Origin of the sequence: Streptomyces sp. NPDC047022, from assembly GCF_040644155.1 — a bacterium.
Classification (GTDB): domain Bacteria; phylum Actinomycetota; class Actinomycetes; order Streptomycetales; family Streptomycetaceae; genus Streptomyces.
In genome coordinates this window covers 1-18,522 of sequence record NZ_JBEYVV010000039.1, presented here as the reverse complement: position 1 = coordinate 18,522, position 18,522 = coordinate 1, and the positions used below count along the sequence as shown (strand labels likewise).

10 protein-coding genes are annotated in these 18,522 nt (G+C 71.8%); 2 read left to right on the top strand and 8 right to left on the bottom strand.

The genetic code is table 11. The features are described from left to right. Nucleotides 1–226: 226 nt before the first annotated feature. Nucleotides 227–370 carry a hypothetical protein gene (locus ABZ845_RS28135; RefSeq protein WP_360984920.1) on the bottom strand — a complete coding sequence of 48 codons (144 nt, stop codon included), beginning with the start codon at nt 368–370 and terminating at the stop codon, nt 227–229. Nucleotides 371–637: 267 nt separating this feature from the next. After that, a complete protein-coding gene (locus ABZ845_RS28130) occupies nt 638–1,108 on the bottom strand; it encodes a hypothetical protein (RefSeq protein WP_360984917.1) in 471 nt (156 codons plus the stop codon). A 550-nt stretch (nt 1,109–1,658) separates the two neighbouring features. Between ABZ845_RS28130 and ABZ845_RS28125 the strand changes: the two genes are divergently transcribed. Further along, on the top strand, nt 1,659–3,593 hold the full coding sequence (locus ABZ845_RS28125) for a glycosyltransferase family 39 protein (protein ID WP_360984914.1): 1,935 nt from the start codon (nt 1,659–1,661) through the stop codon (nt 3,591–3,593). Between the two features lie 90 nt (nt 3,594–3,683). Here ABZ845_RS28125 and ABZ845_RS28120 read toward each other — a convergent pair whose 3' ends face one another. The 6 genes from ABZ845_RS28120 to ABZ845_RS28095 all read right to left on the bottom strand — a co-directional run bounded on the left by ABZ845_RS28120 (nt 3,684) and on the right by ABZ845_RS28095 (nt 10,038). Further along, a complete protein-coding gene (locus ABZ845_RS28120; RefSeq protein ID WP_360984911.1) occupies nt 3,684–4,520 on the bottom strand; it encodes a hypothetical protein in 837 nt (278 codons plus the stop codon). Between the two features lie 228 nt (nt 4,521–4,748). Continuing rightward, a complete protein-coding gene (locus tag ABZ845_RS28115; RefSeq protein ID WP_360984908.1) occupies nt 4,749–6,416 on the bottom strand; it encodes an NAD(P)/FAD-dependent oxidoreductase in 1,668 nt (555 codons plus the stop codon). Nucleotides 6,417–6,486: 70 nt separating this feature from the next. Next, nucleotides 6,487–7,242, bottom strand: a complete 756-nt coding sequence (gene fabG, locus ABZ845_RS28110) for a 3-oxoacyl-[acyl-carrier-protein] reductase (RefSeq protein ID WP_360984905.1) — start codon at nt 7,240–7,242, stop codon at nt 6,487–6,489. After that, nucleotides 7,226–8,416, bottom strand: coding sequence for a beta-ketoacyl synthase N-terminal-like domain-containing protein (locus tag ABZ845_RS28105; protein WP_360984902.1), 1,191 nt, complete (start codon nt 8,414–8,416; stop codon nt 7,226–7,228). Before ABZ845_RS28105 ends, fabG begins: the two co-directional genes overlap by 17 nt. A 52-nt stretch (nt 8,417–8,468) precedes the next feature. Then, the gene (locus ABZ845_RS28100; protein WP_360984899.1) at nt 8,469–9,722 is read right to left on the bottom strand and encodes a beta-ketoacyl-[acyl-carrier-protein] synthase family protein; all 1,254 of its coding nucleotides are present in this window, start codon (nt 9,720–9,722) and stop codon (nt 8,469–8,471) included. 49 nt (nt 9,723–9,771) lie between these two features. After that, nucleotides 9,772–10,038: an acyl carrier protein gene (locus ABZ845_RS28095; RefSeq protein ID WP_360984896.1), complete on the bottom strand. Its 267-nt coding sequence runs from the start codon at nt 10,036–10,038 to the stop codon at nt 9,772–9,774. A gap of 655 nt (nt 10,039–10,693) precedes the next feature. On the opposite strand from ABZ845_RS28095, the gene ABZ845_RS28090 reads away from it, so the two are divergent. Further along, the coding region (locus ABZ845_RS28090) for an amino acid adenylation domain-containing protein (protein ID WP_360984894.1) at nt 10,694–18,522 on the top strand (7,829 nt) is incomplete at its 3' end.

Here is an 18,522-nt window from a genome sequence, read left to right as displayed (position 1 = left end):
CAGGTCAGGGCCACCTCGTCCACGGGAGTCAACGCAGTTGGTGATAGGAGCGTGAGAGAGGCGTTCAACGGTAAGCCCTGCATGCGCGGTCGGTGGGATCGCCGATCGGGTGTGCCGGAGCGTCCAGCGTCTGCGCTGTTGCCCATGGACCCAGGGTCGGGACGCGCGGTGCGGATCGGACGCCACCGGCGTCGGTGTCGCCCGCCCGAAAGCCTTACTGTCTCTCTTATTTGTCGACCAGGGACATGTGGTGCTCGTTGTAGCGGTCGCCCTGCACGCCGATCCGGCCGGCGAGTTCGTTGAGGTCGGCCAGTTCGTCGGCGGAGAGCGGCAGTCGAGTGGCGCCGATGTTCTCGGTGCCGGAGGTCAACACTGCCTCGCAGGTCGAACAGACACCCTGATGCCGGCCTTTGCGGCCGGCCTAGCTTCGTCCAAAGTGCAATCGCGCATGGGACTCTCCAGCCCGGGCTGCCTGTGCGAGCTGTGAGACGCGGAGAGTGCCTGCATGGAAACTGCGCGGACGAGCCACCTCAGGGACACAAGCGCATCCCATCAAAACAATTGCGTGTGCATATGCTCGAGGGATGATCTTGGGACTCGCGGGAACCTCAACATCAATTAGCCCTGTTGCGGCTGGTCAAAGGATCTCGTGAACGTCCCACAACAATTGACGATACGGCGACGAGGGCCTCGACCTTACGGTGGCGGTCCTCGTTACGTGTTCGTAGCTGATGGTGATGCCCAGGGCCTCGTAGAGCGGACCTTTCTTCTCGGCGGCGGCGGTCTGGATGCGCTGTGCAATGTCCCCAAGGCTCTCAGTGATCTGCCGGATCTGTTGCGCGTTGAGCGGGGATTGCTTCTTTCGTGTGACGGCGGGGTGCGCGTCGAGCTTCTGCTGCGCCGCGCCCTTGTCCCGCTGGGCCTCATTGATCCACAGGGTGACGACGGCGGGGTGGGCTCCGGCGTAGAGGGCTGCCTGGTAGCGGGCGAGCCGCCGGTCGCATTCCTTGATCGCCTGGCGTGCTTGGGCACCCTGCGCTGGTGACGCTGGCGCCGGGGCAACCGGCAACGCGCTGCTGAGAATCACAGACGCCGACAACTGCCCCACGACGCAGTGTCACCCGACCGCCACTCAGTACCTGCAGGTCTACAGTAACCGCCGGGCCAGACGACCGCGATCTACGTTGCCCACCACTCGAAGGCCTGCGCCGGGACGGTCGGCGTCCTCAGCGGCAGCGCGGTCCACCGGGCTCTGGACGTACGCCGAGGGACGCCGGGCCGGACCGACGTTCAACTGGTGCGGCGGCGCAGTTGAACGGCCGGTGAGGTGATCGTTGCGGACTGTTAACTCATCGCGTCCTGCATAGTGGCGCGCCTCGATCACTGTCGGGAACCTGCCATGGAAGGCCACGGTCGGCTTTCCGGCCGTGGCGACGACTGATTGAGGTAGAGGCATGACGACACATGAACTGCCCGCGACATCAGCCGAACCCGAGCCGCCGGCCGGCGGCTTACGACTGCCATGGAGGTCACCGGAGGAGGAACCGAGGTATGCGAGACCGCTGCTCCTGCTGATCGCGGCAGTGGCGGGGGTACTGTACTTCTGGGGGATCGGCCGAGGACACTTCCACCCATACTTCGCCGAGACCGTTCGGAGCATGTCGGAGAGCTGGAAGGCCTTCTTCTTCGGCTCGTACGACCCGCAGAGCACCATCACGCTCGACAAGGTGCCCGGCTTCCTCTGGCCGCAGGCGCTGTCGGTGCGGCTGTTCGGCTTTCACATCTGGGCACTGACGCTGCCGCAGGCCCTGGAAGGTGTGCTGTCGGTCCTGGTGCTCTACCGGGCGGTCCGGCGGTGGGCGGGGGTGCACGCCGGTCTGCTCGCGGCGGTGGCCTTCACCGCCACGCCGGTGCTGGCAGGCTTGTTCCGCACGACAGCCGAGGACCCGGCCTTCACGCTGCTCCTGCTGCTGGCGGCCGACGCGACGCAACGGGCGGTGCTGAACGGGCGGTTGCGCTCGCTACTGGCGGCCGGCGGATGGGTCGGGCTGGCCTTCCAGGCCAAGATGCTGGAGGCCTGGGCAGTCTTCCCGGCGATCGGCCTGGCCTATCTGGTGGCGGCGGCGCCCGAACTGCGACATCGGCTCGTGCGCGTGCTCCTGGCCGGACTGGTGGCGGTGGCGGTGTCGGCGTCCTGGGTGCTGCTGGTGACCGCGATGCCGGGGAGGGACCGGCCGTACATCGACGGGAGCACCGATAACTCGGCCGTGAGCATGGTGTTCCGCTACAACTTCCTCGACCGCTTCACCTCGGGCGGCCTCGCGTCCCAGGAGAGACGGACGGTCCCGAGCCTGGGCGGTGCCCAGCGACCGGACAGCGGGCCGGGCAGTGCGCATGCGAGTGCGGGTACGGCTGCGCAGCAGCCGGGCGGTGTGCCGCAGAAGTCCGGCCAGCCCCACCTCGGCCAGGCCGACGGGGGCCCGCAGCGGCCGGGTGGGGCCGATTCCGGTCAGGTCGGCTCGGGTCCGCAGCGGCCGCGTCAGGGCAGTTCCGTTTCGCAGGAGGCCGGTACGGCCGGTGAGCCGCGGGCGGACGGTGGTTGGGGCAAGCTCTTCGGGTCACAGTTCGCCCCGCAGACGGGCTGGCTCTACCCGCTGGCCGTGATCGGGCTCTTCTGCGGACTGGCGTGGCGGCGCCGCGCGCCGCGCACCGACCGGCTGCGTTCGGGATACCTGCTGTGGGGCGGCTGGCTGGTCGTCTTCTTCGTCCCCCTCAGCGGCGGCGACATCGGCCCGCACAGCTACTACCTGGGCGTGATAGCCGCGCCGCTGGCCGCACTGAGCGGTGCGGGCGCGGTCCTGCTCTGGCGGGCCTTCCGGGCGCCGGACGGCGGCGGCAAGGCCTGGGCGCTGCCGACGGCCGTTGCCGGCACCGTGGGCTGGTCCGCCTACCTCGCCCGGGAGTACCCGCACTTCCTGCCCTGGCTGGCTCCACTGGTGGTCGGGAGTGGCGCGGTGTCCCTGCTGTTGCTCGCGGCCGCCGGGACGGGGCGGGCTGGCGGTCCCCGGGTCGCCCGGACCGGCCTGCTGATGGCACTGGTCGCGATGCTGGTCGCCCCCGTCGCCTGGACGGCCTCGGTGACGAACCCGTCCGACGAGGACTCGCTCTTCGGTAACGTCGGGCCGATCGAGGGGCGGACGGTACCGCCGCCGGTCGGCAGCGAGCTGCGCGTGGCGCCCGCCCAGCAGATCATCACCGACTACATCGAGGCGCACAACGGCGGTGCCCGCTACCTCGCCGCGACCCCCAACCCGGACATCGCCGCCAAGGTCATCATGACCACCGGCAAATCCGCGCTCCCCATGGGCGGCTGGACCGGTAACGTGCCGAGCCCCACGGTGGCACAGTTCCGGGACCTGGTCGCCAGCGGGCAGGTCACCTACATGGTGCTGCTCCAGGGGGACCCGGTCGGTCCGGCGGGGGCGGCGGTCGTCGGCTGGGCCAAGGACCACTGCGCGCCCGTGCCGCGCGCCGAGCTCGGTCCGCAGGCCGGCTCGCTGGGTCCGTTGCTGCTGCTCCACTGCAAGGCCTGAGCCCGGGGCGGATGCCGGCATCCGCCGAACGCCGCGGGGCCCGCCCTCGAGTACCGAGTGGGCGGGCCCCGCAGCGTTGCCGTACGCCCGTCAGACGTCGCGACGGCGTACCACGACCATGGTGAGCAGCAGCGCGAGCAGCGGCCAGACCAGCAGCGCGACCCAGCACTGCAGTGCCCCGGGCGGGAACGGGCCGGAGTTGTCGTACGAGGTGTGCTGGCTGACCAGGCCATACCACGCGTTGCGCGGCATCGCGTTGCTCACCGTGGAGAGCAGCTTGCTGCTGCTGTTGTTCGGGATGGCGTCCGCCAGCAGGCTCTGGGCCAGGAAGACCACGAAGAAGGTGGCCACGGGGATCCGGATCAGTGCCCCGATGCACATTCCGATGACCGCGCTCACCGGAATCAGCGCCGCGGAGGCCAGGAAGGCCTGCAGCACGTGGGGGTCGCCGAACGAGACGCCGAGGTGCTTGGGGCCCAGGACCGACTGCGCAGTGATGAACGAGGCGGCCGCGGCGACCAGGCCGGCGGCGGCGGTGACGGCGGTGATGACGGCCGCCTTGGCGACCACGATCCGCCTGCGGTCCGGTACGGCGATGAAGGTGGTCCTCACCAGCCCGCTGGAGTACTCGCTGACCATGGTGATCGCGCCCATCGCCCCGGCGCCCACCGTGAGGAAGGCGAAGGTGCCCTCGCTGAAGGAGCCGCTGACCCGGTCGTAGCCGGCCCGCGCCGAGGCACTGATCAGATGCACGCCACCGCTGCTCAGCCACGAGCCGCAGACGCCGATCACCACGGCCAGCGCCAGCAGCACATAGGTCGACCGCTGCGCGAACAGTTTGATCCACTCGGAAGCGAACAGGTCACGGAACTGGGCGCGGCGTCCGACGACGGACGCCGGACTGGTGGGGCTGGTCATCGTGGCCATCCGGGTTTCCTTATCACGGTGAGGCGGTCCGGTGGGAGCGGCGTGCTCGCCCGGTGACTGCCGTTGGCGCTCCCAGGCGGGCGGAGCGCCCGGTCCTCTACCCGATCCACACTGCCGAAGACCGGGGCCGTACGTCATCGGTCTGCCGACGAGTCCGCGGCCGCCGGTTCGTCCCACAGACTTAAGCCCGTGGGACGAGCGGCGGCCGCGATCGAGAGTGAGGGACCGTCAGCCGATGCGTGCCAGGCCGCGGGCGGTCCGCCGGGCCAGTCCGCGGGAGACGGCGAGCGGGTCCCAGTCCTCGGGGCGCTCCGGCAGTCGCGACGGGTCGACGAGCACCCGGCCGGAGTGGACCTGGGACAGCAGCCGTTGCCCGAGGATCTGGCCCGCGCAGTTGATGCCGCTGACCGCCACTCCGGCGACGCCGCTGCCGTACCGGGTGCTGGCCCCGACCAGGTGCAGGCCCTTGACGGGGGTCCGGGTGCTGGGCCGGCCGCCGGCGTCGCCCCAGGTGGCCAGTCCGTAGGGCGTCCCACCGGTGGAGAGCGTGTAGCGCTCCTGGGTGAGCGGAGTGGCCAGTTCCAGGTGGGTGAGGTGGTCGCGGAACGGCCCCAGGGCTGCCTCGGCGGCCTGCAGCATCGCCTCGGTGACCTGCCGCTTGCGCTCCTGGTAGGAGGCGACACGCCGGTACCGGCTGCCGTCGGCGGGCCCCCGTTCCACGCCCCACCACCGGCTGTCGGCTGGGCAGAGCGTCATCACCTGGAGGTTGCTGTGCCCGGGCGGGCAGGTGGCGCCGGGGTCCTTCAGCGAGGCGAACGAGATGAACAGGGACCGGACCGGCGCGAACTCGCCGCGGCCCAGCCGCTCGTAGGCATCCTCGATGTCCGCGTCCCGGTACCACCAGACGTTGGCGTTGGGCCGGTCCGGCAGCTCCGTGTCGAGGCCGATATAGAGGGTCGCGAACGGATACGCCATGGTCGACGCGCGGACCTTGGCCGCCAGCCGCCGCGGGAAGTGATCCGCGCCGACCAGCTCCAGGACGGTCCGGCGGTAGTCGGCGTTGGAGATCACCAGCGGTGCCCGGACCTGATGGCCGCCGACCAGTCCGACGCCGGTCGCGCGGCCGTCCGCCACCAGGATGCGCTCGACCCTGGTCCGGGTGCGCAGCTCCCCGCCGTGCGCCTCCAGGACCTCCACCAGGGCGGCGGCGAGCTGTTGTCCGCCGCCGGCCGGGTAGTAGGCGCCGCGCAGGTAGTGGTCGATGACGGCGACGTGGTGGGGGACCGTCGCGACCGCCGGTCCGAGGCCGTAGTCGGGTGACTGGGCCGCCAGTACCGTACGGGCCCGCGGCGACAGGCCGCAGTGGTCGAAGAGCTCACCGAGGGTGCGTCGGCCCCAGCGGGTCAGGTGCGGGGTCCGGGCAGTCAGTTCGGCCAGCGACCAGTCCTCCGCGGCGAGCAGTGCGGCGCGCAGCTCCGCGCCGGCACCGCCGCAGATCTCGGTGAAGGTGTCGATGCCCGCCGCGTCCTGCGGCAGCGCCGCCAGGAGCCGCTCGCGGTACCGGGCCCAGCCGGTCGGCACGTCGACGCGGACGTCCGGCAGCACGATCCGGTCGAAGCCGTCGCGGTCCATCTCCCGGTAGCGGATCCGCTCGTGCAGGCCGAGGCCGCCGAAGATCGCGGGCAGGACGCCGTCCGGGCCGCAGTCGCCGAGGTAGTGGACGCCCACGTCGAACTCGTAGGCCCGTCGGCGTCGGAAGACGTGCGTGTTGCCGCCCGCGACGTCGTGCTGCTCCAGGACCAGCACCCGGAAGCCGCTGACCGCCAGATACCCCGCGCAGACCAGCCCGCCGATCCCGGAGCCGACGACCACGGCGTCCCAGTCGTCCTGTTGCATGCTGCTGCCCCTCCTCGGTCATGCCGGGATCCCCTCCCGCGCGCCGGCTCCCGATCCCCGCGGGGCCCGGTCACAAGGCCAGGCCGCCGTCGACCTGGAACACCTGCCCAGTGATGTAGGAGGCCTGGTCCGAGACCAGGAAGGCGACCAGATGGGCGACGTCCTCCGCCTGCCCGAACCGCCCCAGGGCGATCCGGGTCAGCATGTCGTCGCTCACCTTCTTCGACAGGCCCGCGGTCATGTCGGTGGCGATGAAGCCGGGGGCCACCGCGTTCACCCGGATCCCGTAGCGCCCGGTCTCCTTGGCCAGCGCCTGGGTGAAGCCGATGATCCCGGCCTTGGACGCCGAGTAGTTGGTCTGCATCGCGTTGCCCCGGACCCCGGAGACCGAGGAGAGGGTGACCACGGTGCCGGAGCGCCGTTTCATCATCGCGAAGACGGCCGCGTGGACCAGGTTGTACGTGCCGTCGAGGTTGGTGCGCAGCACGGCGTCCCAGTCCTCGTCGGCCATCAGCACCAGCGGCTTGTCCCTGGTGATGCCGGCGGAGGTCACTGCCGCGTCCACCGGGCCGAGCCGGTCCTCGGCCGCGGCCAGGAAGCCCTTCACCTGCGCCCGGTCGGTCACGTCCACCCGCTGGGCCAGGGCCCGGCCGCCGAGCTCGCGGATCTCCTTGACGGCCAGTTCGGCGGCCTGATCGTCCGAGCGGTAGCACAGTCCGATGTCGTACCCGTCGCGGGCGAGCCGCAGGGCGATCGCGCGGCCGATGCCGCGTGATCCGCCCGTGACGAGGGCGACTCTTCTGGCGGGTTCAGACGGTGCCGGCATCTTCTCTCCTCGAGGCTTCGGTGGCGTCGGCGGCGGTGCGCGGTGCAGCGGGAGTGCTCGGCAGACGCAGCAGGGTGCAACCCGAGTTGCCGTCGGGATCGATCGAGGTGATCAGGGCCAGGCCGGCGCGGTTGCGGTGGCTCAGGACCGCGGCCAGCTGGAAGGCGCTGGCGGCCGCCGAGGTGTCGCCGATCAGGGCGCGCAGCCGGACCACCCGTGCCGGGTGCTCGCCGTCGAACCCCGCGGTACGCAGCGCGGCGTCCTCCTGCTCGCCGAGCGGGCCGCCGCAGTCGGACGGGACGACCAGGTCGACCTGGTCCGCGGCGGCGTCGGCCTCCTTGAGGGCCTCGGACACCGCCCGGGTCAGGGCGCGGTGCGCTTCCGCCGGCTCGGCGAAGGCGATGAAGCGGGAGGCGAGCACCTCGGCGAGGACGGGACGGCCGTGCTCGGCGGCCCGGTGCGCGGGCTCCACCAGCATCATGACGGCGCCCTCGCCGAGCGGCCCGTTCGCCTGGCGGGTGCCGTCGGCCCGGCTGTGGTGCTCCAGCCAGGACCGCTGTGCCGAGTACTCCTCGGCAGCGCCGGCCAGCACGGCTTCGGCCCTGCCCTGCCGGACCAGCCGGGTGGCGTACCCGAGGGCCAGCAGACCGGTGAGCGAGCCGCCGGAGACCGTGACGTTCGGGCCCTTGATGGTGTGCCAGATCGCGCTGAGGCCGGCGGCCCGGTTCATCACGAGGTTGGGGATGACCGCGGGGTCGACATGGTGCGGCTGTGCGGCGGTCAGCGACTCATGGGTGAAGTCCATGATGCTCTTGACGCTGCCGTGGCCGCTGCCGAGCACCAGGCCGATCGCCTCCGGACGGTCGTGGACCAGCCCGGGCCCCGCGGCCTGAAGCAGCATGCCAGTGGTCGACACCGCCAGCGCGGTCACCCGGTCCAGCGACCGGGTGCCCTTGCGGCCGAGCACGGCCTTGATGTCGAAGTCCGGGATCCAGCCGCCCTGCTCGTGCGGGCCGTCGCCGCGCAGCCGGTCGGGCAGCTCCCGGACCGCCGCCCGTTCCGCGCTCACGCCGGTCTCGAAGGCTGCCGCCCCGAGGCCGTACGGCGAGGTCGCCGCCCAGCCGGATATGACGAGCGCTTCCCGGCGCCTTGGATCAACCGCCCCAGTTGCCATTGCGGTGGGTACTCCTCTTGTTCTCGGGCTCCCCGGACGGTGGAGCTCCGGCTCAGGCTGCCGCGCTCCGGTACTTGCCCAGGATGAGCACCGCGTTGTTGCCGCCGAAGGCGAGCGCGTTGTTCTGCACGATCTCCAGGTCCGCCGGCCGTGCCTGGTTCGGCACGCAGTCCACGGCGCACTCCGGGTCCATCTCTTCGTGGTTGATGGTGGGCGGCATGAAGCCGTCGGTGAGGGCGACCGCACAGGCGGCCGCCGCGATCGCGCTGGCCGCGCCCATGCTGTGGCCGAGCATCGACTTGAACGAGACGGTGGGCGGCAGTTCCCGGTCGCCGAAGACCTGGCGGATCGCCGCCACCTCGGTGATGTCGTTGGCCTTGGTGCCGGTGCCGTGGGCCGAGATGAAGTCGATCTGTTCCGGTGTCACCCCGGCGTCGCGGTGCGCCGCGTCGATGGTGCGGGCGATGCTGTCGCGATCCGGGGCGACCGGGTGGTGGGCGTCGCAGGCGAGCCCGTAGCCGAGCACCTCGGCGTAGATCCTGGCGCCGCGGGCCAGCGCGGACTCCAGGCTCTCCAGCACCAGGACGGCGGCCCCCTCGCCGGTCAGCAGCCCCTGCCGGTTGACGTCGAAGGGCTGGCAGGCCTCCGGGGCGATCGTCCCGAGCCGGTAGAAGGCGAGGAAGGTCTTACGGCAGACCGCGTCGGCGCCGCCGCACAGCGCGATGTCCACATCACCGCTGCGCAGCGCGTCGAAGCCGTATCCGATCGCATAGTTGCCGGCCGCGCACGCGGTGGGGATGGTCACGGCCTCCACGTCCTCCAGGGCCAGTTCCCGGACGATGCTGGTGGACAGCCGGCTCGCGGGGTAGCGCCGGGCCACGGACTGCGGATACGACGCCGGTCCGTCCGACACATTCAGGGCGGCCAGGCCGTCCAGGTCGCGGGACTCGCCGTCGGTGGTACCGACCGTGACCATGGCCCGGTACTGCTGGAGCTGATCATCCGTCAGTCCGGCGTCCTCGACGGCCATCCGGGCCGCCGCGACGGAGAACTGGCCGGCCCGCCCCAACTCCTCGACGGGCACCCGCGTGATCCACCGGGCCGGATCGAAGTCGACCACCTCACACGCATTGCGGTGCGCGAACGCGGCGGTGTCGAAGGCGGTGATCGGACGGACCCCGGAGCGGCCCTCGCGCAGGCCCGAGGTGAACGTCTCGATGCCGATGCCGATGCTGGTCACCACCCCGAGCCCGGTGACCACCACCCGGCGGGGGAAATCCTCCGAGCCGCGCTGCGTTGTGTCCATCCGGTCTTCCCCTCCCACGACGACGTCGAGTTGCCGGTTCTTCGGCGGCTCAGTTCCGGATGGTCCGCTCCACCACCGCGTACACACCTTCGAGATTGGGCATCTCGGCCATGGCCGACTGCTCGATGGTGATGTTCAGCTTCTTCTCGATAGCGGCCACGATCTCGATCGCGCGCAGCGAGTCCATGTCGTGTTCCTCGATGAAGAGGCTGACCTCGGTGACCTCGTCGTCGTCGACTTCCAGGATGTCGCATACCAGCTCCTTGATCTCGGCCTTGAGATCGCCGGTGAGGTGCGACGGGGTCAGGGAAGACATATGTGCTCCTGATGGATAAGGGAGAAACGCCGATCGGGACGCCGAAAGGCTCGCGCATTCGCTGGATGCTCTCCGGTGCAACCACGCCGCGAAGCAATACCCAAGTCGCAGTCAGCTGGCTGGCGCGGCGTCACGCTAGCACCCGACGGTGGACACAGATACTGTTCATGTTCAGCCGCAGGTAGCTTGTGCGAACACCAGGATGTCGGTTAGTGAGTGGCAGCATCCGGAAGACGCCGACTGCCGCGAAACCGGAACCGCACCGGTGGCATTGACGTTCAACTGCCGCAGAAGCGCACTTGAACGGATCCGGTCGGGCCCGTACGCGGGGCCCGGCACCGCCGCTGACTAGGGCAACTGCCGTGCATTGATCACGCGAGCGCCCGTGGGTCATAGTGGCTCACCGTGGGCTGCCGGGCCGCTGGATTGCGAACTTGTCCGCAGGGGAAGCGCTTTTCGGGCGACCGGCTGCTCGGTGGGTCGCCCGCGTCGTGTTCCGGTTCCGTGAACGCGCTTCGGAGCCGGCTTGACGACTTCCAATTCAGGCCATGGCGTTGGCTGACGTGGGCTGAGCGAGACGACGGTATGCCGCACCGGGCGGCACACGGTCAATTGCCGCGGAAACTGCTGGTCGAAATGATTGGGGTACTGGGCCGTGTCTGGAACCGAGCGCGAGCTCCACGAGTTGATGACGGCACAGCGCGGTATCTGGTACGCCCAGCAGCTTTCCCCCGACAGTTCGCTCTACAACGTCAGCGAGTACCTCGACATCCGCGGCGAGCTGGACGTGGACCTGTTCGTCACCGCCGTGCGGCGGACCGCGGACGAGTCCGACGCCTTCCTGCTGCGGTTCACGGGCAGCACCGAAGCGCCGCGGCAGTTCTTCGACCGGTCGGTCGGGCCGCAGGTGCGGCTGCTGGACCTGTCGGCCGCGGCGGACCCGTACGCCGAGGCCGAGGCCTGGATGGCGGCGGACCTCAGGCGCCCGGTCGACCTGGCGGAGGCGACGACCTTCGGGTCCGCGGTGATCAAGGTTGCGGCCGACCGGCACTTCTGGTACTTGCGAGCCCACCACCTGGTGGTCGACGCCTGGGGCGCATCGATCATCCCCTCCCGGGTCGCCCAGATCTACACCGAACTGGTGGCCGGCCGCCTGGCGGCGGACGGCACCCTGGAGTCCGTCTCGGTGCTGATGGACACCGACGCCGCCTACCGCGCGTCGGCGGATTTCCAGACGGACCGTCAGTTCTGGCTGGACGCCCTGACCGGTCTGCCCGAGGTGGACGGCACGGCCGAACTGCCGTCGCGCCACCTGCCGGCACTGGTCCGCCGCTACCTGGCCGACACCGGCGCCGACTTCGCGGCCACCGTGCGGGACTCCGCCTGGTCACTCCGCACCACGGTCGCCGGACTGATGATGGCCTCCTCGGCGATCTACCTGCACCGCACCACCGGCCGCCGGGACGTGGTGTTCGGCCTGTCCGTCCTCGGCCGCGCCACCGAGCGCGAACGGCGGATCCCCGGCATGGCGGCCAACGTGCTGCCGATCCGGCTGCGGATCGAGCCCGACACCTCGGTCGAGGAGCTGCTCCGGCAGGCCTCCCGGGTGGTCCGCCGGGCACTGAACCACCAACGCTACCGGCAGTCCGACATGCTCCAGGACCGTCGGCTCCCCGACAGCGGTTCCCTGTTCGACCTGGTCGTGAACATCATGTCGTTCGAGTACCCGGCGCGGTTCGGGGACTGCACGACGGTCGCGCACAACCTCTCCAACGGCCCGATCGAGAACATGCGGCTGGCCGTCTACGACCGGGTCGGCGAAGGCACGCTGGACGTCGCGATGGACGTCAACAGCGCGCTCTACGACGACGAGGCGGGCCGCGCCATCGCCCGGTCCTTCGACACCGTGCTCGGCTGGCTGCTCTCCGCAGCACCGACCGATCCGGTCGCCACGGCCCCACTGCTCGATGCCGACGAGCGGCGGCTGGTGGTCGAGGAGTGGAACAGGACCGCCCGGCAGCTGCCGCAGGCGACCGTGCCCGAGCTGTTCGCCGCGCAGGTGGCACGGACGCCGGACGCGGTCGCGGTGGTGTCCGACGGCGTGCCGGTGACGTTCGCGGAGCTGGACGCCTCCGCGAACCGCCTGGCGCGGCTGCTCGCGGCGCGCGGCGCGCGGCGCGGCGCGGTGGTGGGCCTGTGCCTGCCGCGCGGTGCCGAGATGGTCGCCGGGATCCTGGCGGCCTGGAAGGCCGGGGCGGCGTACCTGCCGCTCGACCTGGGCCATCCGGCGAAGCGGCTGGAGTTCCTGCTGGCCGACAGCGGGGCCGCGCTGGTGGTGACGGCCGGCGGGGCGTTCCAGCCGGCCGACGGCCTGCCGGTGCTGGCGCTGGACGATCCAGCGGTGCGCGCCGATCTGGCCGCCCTGCCGTCGTCGTCGCCCGGAATCCCGGTGACCGGCGGCGAGTTGGCGTATGTGATCTACACCTCGGGGTCGACGGGCCGGCCGAAGGGCGTGGCGGTCACCCACGGCGGGTTGGCGAACTACGTCTCCGCCGTTCCCGAGCGGGTCCGGTTCGCGGGCCAGGGCCACCGGTACGCGCTGCTGCAGCCGGCGGTGACGGACCTGGGCAACACCGTGGTGTTCGCGAGCCTGGCCACCGGCGGCGAACTGCACATACTCGGTGAGGGAGCGGTCACCGACCCGGAGGCGGTGGCCGGTTACCTGGCGGAACACCGCATCGACCACCTGAAGGTGGTTCCCTCGCACCTGGCGGCCCTGGGCGCGGCGGCCGGACTGGCCCGCCTGGTGCCGGCCGGTTCGCTGGTGCTCGGCGGTGAGGCGGCGTCCCCGGCGCTGGTCGAGGGCCTGCTCGACGTCGCCGGCGAGTGCGGCGTGTTCAACCACTACGGCCCGACCGAGACCACCATCGGGGTGGCCACCACCCGGCTGCTGCCCGACGGTGTGGTGGCGCTCGGTTCGCCGGTGGCCAACACCCGCTTCTACGTCCTCGACGACCGGCTCGCCCCGGTTCCGGTCGGTGCCGAGGGCGAGCTGTACGTGTCGGGTGCCCAGCTGGCCCGCGGGTACGTGGGGCGCCCCGGGCTGACGGCCGAGCGGTTCACGGCCTGCCCGTACGAGCCGGGCACCCGGATGTACCGCACCGGCGACCGGGTGCGCTGGACGGCCGACGGCCGACTGCTCTTCGCCGGGCGGGCGGACGAGCAGGCCAAGGTCCGCGGCTACCGGGTGGAGCCGGCCGAGGTGCAGGCGGAGTTGGCCGCGCACCCGGAACTCGCGCAGGTCGCCGTGCTGGTGCGCGAGGACACCTCAGGCGACGCGCGCCTGGTCGCCTATGTCGTACCGACCGGTGCCGCCGACCCCGGACGGCTGAGCGAGTCGGTGCCGGCGTTCGCCGCCGAGCGGCTGCCGGGACACCTCGTGCCGTCGGTTGTGGTGGTGCTGGACGCCCTGCCGCTGACCGCCAACGGCAAGCTGGACCGCAAGGCACTGCCCGCTCCCGACTTGGCGAGCGCCGCCGACGAGGGCGGCGAACGCCGGCCGGCCACCGCGCACGAGGAGATCCTCTGCGGCGTCTTCGCCCAGGTGCTCGGTCTCGACAGCGTGGGCGCCGACGACGACTTCTTCGCACTGGGCGGGCACTCCCTGCTGGCGATCCGGCTGATCAGCCGGATCCGCACCGCCCTGGACGCCGAACTGCCCATCGAGGCCTTCTTCGAGGCTCCCTCGCCCGCCGGGCTGGCGGCCTGGCTGGCCGGAGCCGCCCGGGGCCGAACCGCGCTGACCACGATGCCGCGCCCGGAACGGCTGCCGCTCTCCTTCGCCCAGCAACGCCTGTGGTTCCTGGGCGAGCTGGAGGGACCGAGCGCCACCTACACATCGTCGGTGGTGCTGCGCCTGACCGGCGAGCTGGACCGGGCGGCCCTGGAGACCGCGCTGCGCGATGTGATCGGCCGGCACGAGGTGCTGCGCACCGTGTTCACCGCGGTGGACGGTGAGCCGTACCAGCGGGTCCTGCCGGTCGAGCAGGCCGGGTTCGAGCTGCCGGTCGCGGCCGTGGCGCCGGGCGATCTGGACGCGGCGGTGGCCGCGGCGTCGGCCGAGGCCTTCGACCTGTCGGCCCGGCTCCCGCTGCGAGCCCGGCTGTTCGAGCTGTGTGGCGCCGCATACGCGCTGCTGCTGACGGTCCATCACATCGCCGGTGACGGCTGGTCGATGGCCCCGCTGGCCCGGGACCTGTCGGCGGCCTACACGGCCCGGCTGGCGGACCGCGCGCCGGCTTGGCGGCCCCTGCCGGTGCAGTACGCGGACTACGCGCTGTGGCAGCGCGATCTGCTCGGCGACGAGCGCGACACCGACAGCCTCATCTCCCGTCAGGTCGCCTACTGGCACGAGCGGTTGGCGGACGTGCCGGAGGAACTGGAGCTCCCGGCCGACCGGCAGCGCCCGGCGGTGGCCTCCCACCGCGGTGTCGGCGTGGAGCTGGATGTGGACGCGCAGACCCACCAGCGACTGGTCGCGCTGGCCCGCGAGCGGGGCGTGACCCTGTTCATGGTGCTGCAGGCCGCCCTCGCGGTGACCCTCAACCGGGTCGGCGCCGGAACCGACATCCCGATCGGCACGGCGGTGGCCGGCCGTACCGACGAGGCGCTGGACGACCTGGTCGGCTTCTTCGTCAACACCCTGGTGATCCGCACCGACCTGTCCGGTGACCCGACCCTCACGGAGGTCCTGGAGCGGGTCCGGCTGGCCGGCCTGGGCGCACTCGCCCACCAGGACGTGCCTTTCGAGCGGCTGGTGGAGGAACTGGCACCGGTCCGCTCGCTCGCCCGCCACCCGCTCTTCCAGGTGATGCTGACCCTGCAGAACAACGCCGAGGCGCGACTCGACCTGCCCGGCCTGCGAGCCGACGGCCTGTCGGCCCAGGTGTCGGCCGCCCGGTTCGACCTGGACCTCGCCGTCCGGGAGGCCTTCGACCCCGAGGGCGCCCCGGCGGGGCTGCACGGCACTCTGGTCGCGGCAGCCGATCTGTTCGACGAGCCGTCGGCCGAGCGGCTCGGCAGCCGCCTGGCACGGGTGCTGGAGCAGCTCGCGCAGGACTCGCGGCTGCGGCTGAGCGCGGTGGAGGTGCTGGACGGCGAGGAGCGCCACCAGCTCCTCGAGGGCTGGAACGACACGTCCGCACCGATGGCCGACGTGACGGTCGCCGAGCTGTTCGAGGCGCAGGCGGCGCGGACCCCGGACGCGGTCGCGGTGGTGTCCGACGGGGCCGAGATGTCCTACGCCGAGCTGGACGCGCGGGCGAACCGGCTGGCCCGGGTCCTCATCGGCCGGGGCGTGGGACCGGAGTCCTCGGTCGCAGTCGTGCTGGACCGCTCGGTGGAGCTGGTGGTGGCGCTGCTGGCCGTACTGAAGACCGGCGGCGCCTACCTGCCGGTGGACCCGGAGTACCCGGCCGAGCGGATCGGGTACGTGCTGGCGGACGCGGCGCCGGTCTGCGTGCTGACGACGGCGGCGGGTGCGCCGGCGCTTCCGGTGTCGGACGTGCCCGTGCTGGAGCTCGACGGCCAGGCGTTCCGGACGGAGGCCGCCGGGCTGCCCGGCACCGCGGTGGCAGCGGAACGTACGCGACTGCTCCCGGACCACCCGGCCTACGTCATCCACACCTCCGGTTCGACCGGGCGCCCGAAAGGCGTGGTGGTCCCGCACCGGGCGCTGGTCAACCACCTGCGGGCGGTCGGCGAGCGGGTGCCGCTGGAAGACGGCGACCGGCTGCTGGCGGCGACCACGGTGTCCTTCGACATCGCGGCGCTGGAGCTCTTCCTGCCACTGGTGCGCGGCGCGGCCATGGTGCTGGCGCGGCCGGAGACCGTGCGTGAGCCGCGCGCCCTGCTGGAGGCGGTGCGGGCCTACGGTGTGACGGCGGTGCAGGCAGTGCCCTCGCTGTGGCGGGTGCTGCTGGACGCCGGTGACTGGCCGCACGGGACGCGGATGCTGGTCGGCGGGGAGGCGCTGCCGCAGGAGCTCGCCGGACGGATGCACGCCACCGGCGCGACGGCGGTGAATCTCTACGGGCCGACCGAGGCCACGGTGTGGGCGACCTCCGCGCCCGTCGACGGCGGCCCGGTGGTGATCGGACGCCCGTTCGCGAACCTGAGGGCCTATGTGCTGGACGCCTGGCTGCGGCCGGTACCGGCAGGCGTGGCGGGTGAGCTCCACCTGGCGGGCGAGCAGCTGGCCCGGGGCTACCTGGGCCGTGCCGGACTGACCTCGGAGCGGTTCGTGGCCGCGCCGTACGGGCCGGCCGGTGAACGCATGTACCGGACCGGCGACCTGGCGCGATGGCGGGCGGACGGGACGCTGGAGTGCCTGGGCCGTACCGACGACCAGGTCAAGGTGCGCGGCTTCCGGATCGAGCCCGGCGAGATCACGGCGGTGCTCGAACGCCACGACCACGTGGCCTCCGCCGCGGTGACGGTCAGCCGCAAGAGCACGGACGACCATCGCCTGGTCGGGTACGTGGTGCCGCGTGCCGACCTGGACGGCGAGCTGGACCTGGCAGACCTGCGTGCGCATGCCGCGCGCAGCCTGCCCGGTTACATGGTGCCGTCGGCCCTGGTGGTGCTGGACGCCCTGCCGCTGACCGCCAACGGCAAGCTGGACCGCAGGGCGCTGCCTGCCCCCGAGTCCACGACCCTGGTGAGCCGGGGCCCGGCGACCGTGCAGGAAGAGCTGCTGTGTGGCGTCTTCGCCGAGGTGCTGGGCCTGCCGGTCGTCGGCGTCGACGACGACTTCTTCCTGCTCGGCGGCCACTCGCTGCTCGCCACCCGCCTGATGAGCCGGGTGCGCGCCGTCCTGGGCGCCGATCTGCCGGTCCGGGTGCTGTTCCAGGCGCCGACGCCGGCGGGGGTCGCGGCGCGGCTTGCCCAGGATGGCGACGACCGACCGGCGCTGACGGTGCGAGCGCGCCCCGAGCGGGTGCCGCTGGCCTTCGCCCAGCGCCGGCTGTGGTTCCTCGGCGAGATGGAAGGCCCCAGCCCCACCTACAACATGCCGATCGCGCTGCGCCTGACGGGCGAACTGGACCGCGCCGCGCTGGAAGCCGCACTGCGGGACGTCATCGCCCGCCACGAGGTGCTGCGCACAGTCTTCCCGGCCGTGGACGGCGAGCCCTACCAGCTGGTCCTGCCCGCCGAGGAGACCGGCTTCGCGCTGCACGTCACCGAGGTGGCACCGGAACAGTTGGCTGCCGCACTGCCCGAGGCGGCGTGCCACGGGTTCGACCTCGCCGCCGAAATCCCGCTGCGCGCCTCGCTGTTCGCCGTGGCTCCGGACGAGCACGTGCTGGTCGTGGTGGTGCACCACATCGCCGGTGACGGCTGGTCCACCGGCCCGCTGGCCCGGGACCTGTCGACGGCCTACACCGCGCGCCGCGCCGGCCGGGCGCCCGAGTGGGACGAACTGCCCGTGCAGTACGCCGACTACGCGCTGTGGCAGCGGGAACTGCTCGGCGACGAGCAGGACGAACACAGCCGGATGGCTCAGCAGATCGCTTACTGGCGCAATGCGTTGGCAGGATCCCCCGAGGAGCTGACACTGCCGGCCGACCGGCCGCGTCCGGCCGTTGCGAGCCACCGCGGGCACACCGTACCGGTGGCGGTCCCGGCCGACCTGCACCAGCGGCTGCTGGGGCTGGCCCGCGAGCGGGGCGTGACCCTCTTCATGGTGCTGCAGGCCGCCGTGGCGGTGCTGCTGTCCCGCCTGGGTGCCGGTCAGGACATCCCGATCGGTTCGGCGGTGGCCGGCCGTACCGACGAGGCGCTGGACGACCTGGTCGGCTGCTTCGTCAACACCCTGGTGATCCGCACCGACCTGTCCGGCGACCCCACCTTCGCGGACACGCTCGACCAGGTGCGCGGGACGGTGCTGGGCGCGCTGGCGCACCAGGAGATGCCGTTCGAGCGCCTGGTGGAGGAGCTGGCGCCGAACCGCTCACTGGCCCGCCACCCGCTGTTCCAGATCGTCCTGACGATCCAGAACACCGGCGACCCCGGCAGCCACGCACCGGAGATGCCTGAGCTGAAGACCGAGTTGCTGTCACTGGGCCGGGCGACCGCCAAGTTCGATGTGGACGTGATCGTCGGTGAGGTCTTCGACGGGCAGGGTGTTCCGGCGGGGATCAGGGGCGTGCTGACGGTGGCGGCGGATCTGTTCGACGAGGATGTGGCGGGCCGGATCGCGGGTGTGCTGGTGCGGGTGTTGTCGGCGATGGCCGGGGATCCGCAGGCGCGGGTGGGTGTGGTGGAGGTGTTGACCGAGGGTGAGCGGGAGTTGGTGCTGGAGGGGTGGAACCGGACGGCGGTGGAGCTGCCGGAGCTGTTGGTGCATGAGTTGTTCGAGGCGCGGGTTGTGGAGGCGCCGGGGGCGGTGGCGGTGGTTGCGGGTGGTGTGTCGGTGTCGTATGC

Bases quoted from the DNA above. Each gene is read 5' to 3' on its own strand.
- ABZ845_RS28125 (WP_360984914.1), top strand. From the start codon at position 1,659: ATGTCGGAGAGCTGGAAGGCCTTCTTCTTCGGCTCGTACGACCCGCAG.
- ABZ845_RS28120 (WP_360984911.1), bottom strand. From the start codon at position 4,520: ATGGCCACGATGACCAGCCCCACCAGTCCGGCGTCCGTCGTCGGACGC.
- ABZ845_RS28115 (WP_360984908.1), bottom strand. From the start codon at position 6,416: ATGCAACAGGACGACTGGGACGCCGTGGTCGTCGGCTCCGGGATCGGC.
- fabG (WP_360984905.1), bottom strand. From the start codon at position 7,242: ATGCCGGCACCGTCTGAACCCGCCAGAAGAGTCGCCCTCGTCACGGGC.
- ABZ845_RS28105 (WP_360984902.1), bottom strand. From the start codon at position 8,416: ATGGCAACTGGGGCGGTTGATCCAAGGCGCCGGGAAGCGCTCGTCATA.
- ABZ845_RS28100 (WP_360984899.1), bottom strand. From the start codon at position 9,722: ATGGACACAACGCAGCGCGGCTCGGAGGATTTCCCCCGCCGGGTGGTG.
- ABZ845_RS28095 (WP_360984896.1), bottom strand. From the start codon at position 10,038: ATGTCTTCCCTGACCCCGTCGCACCTCACCGGCGATCTCAAGGCCGAG.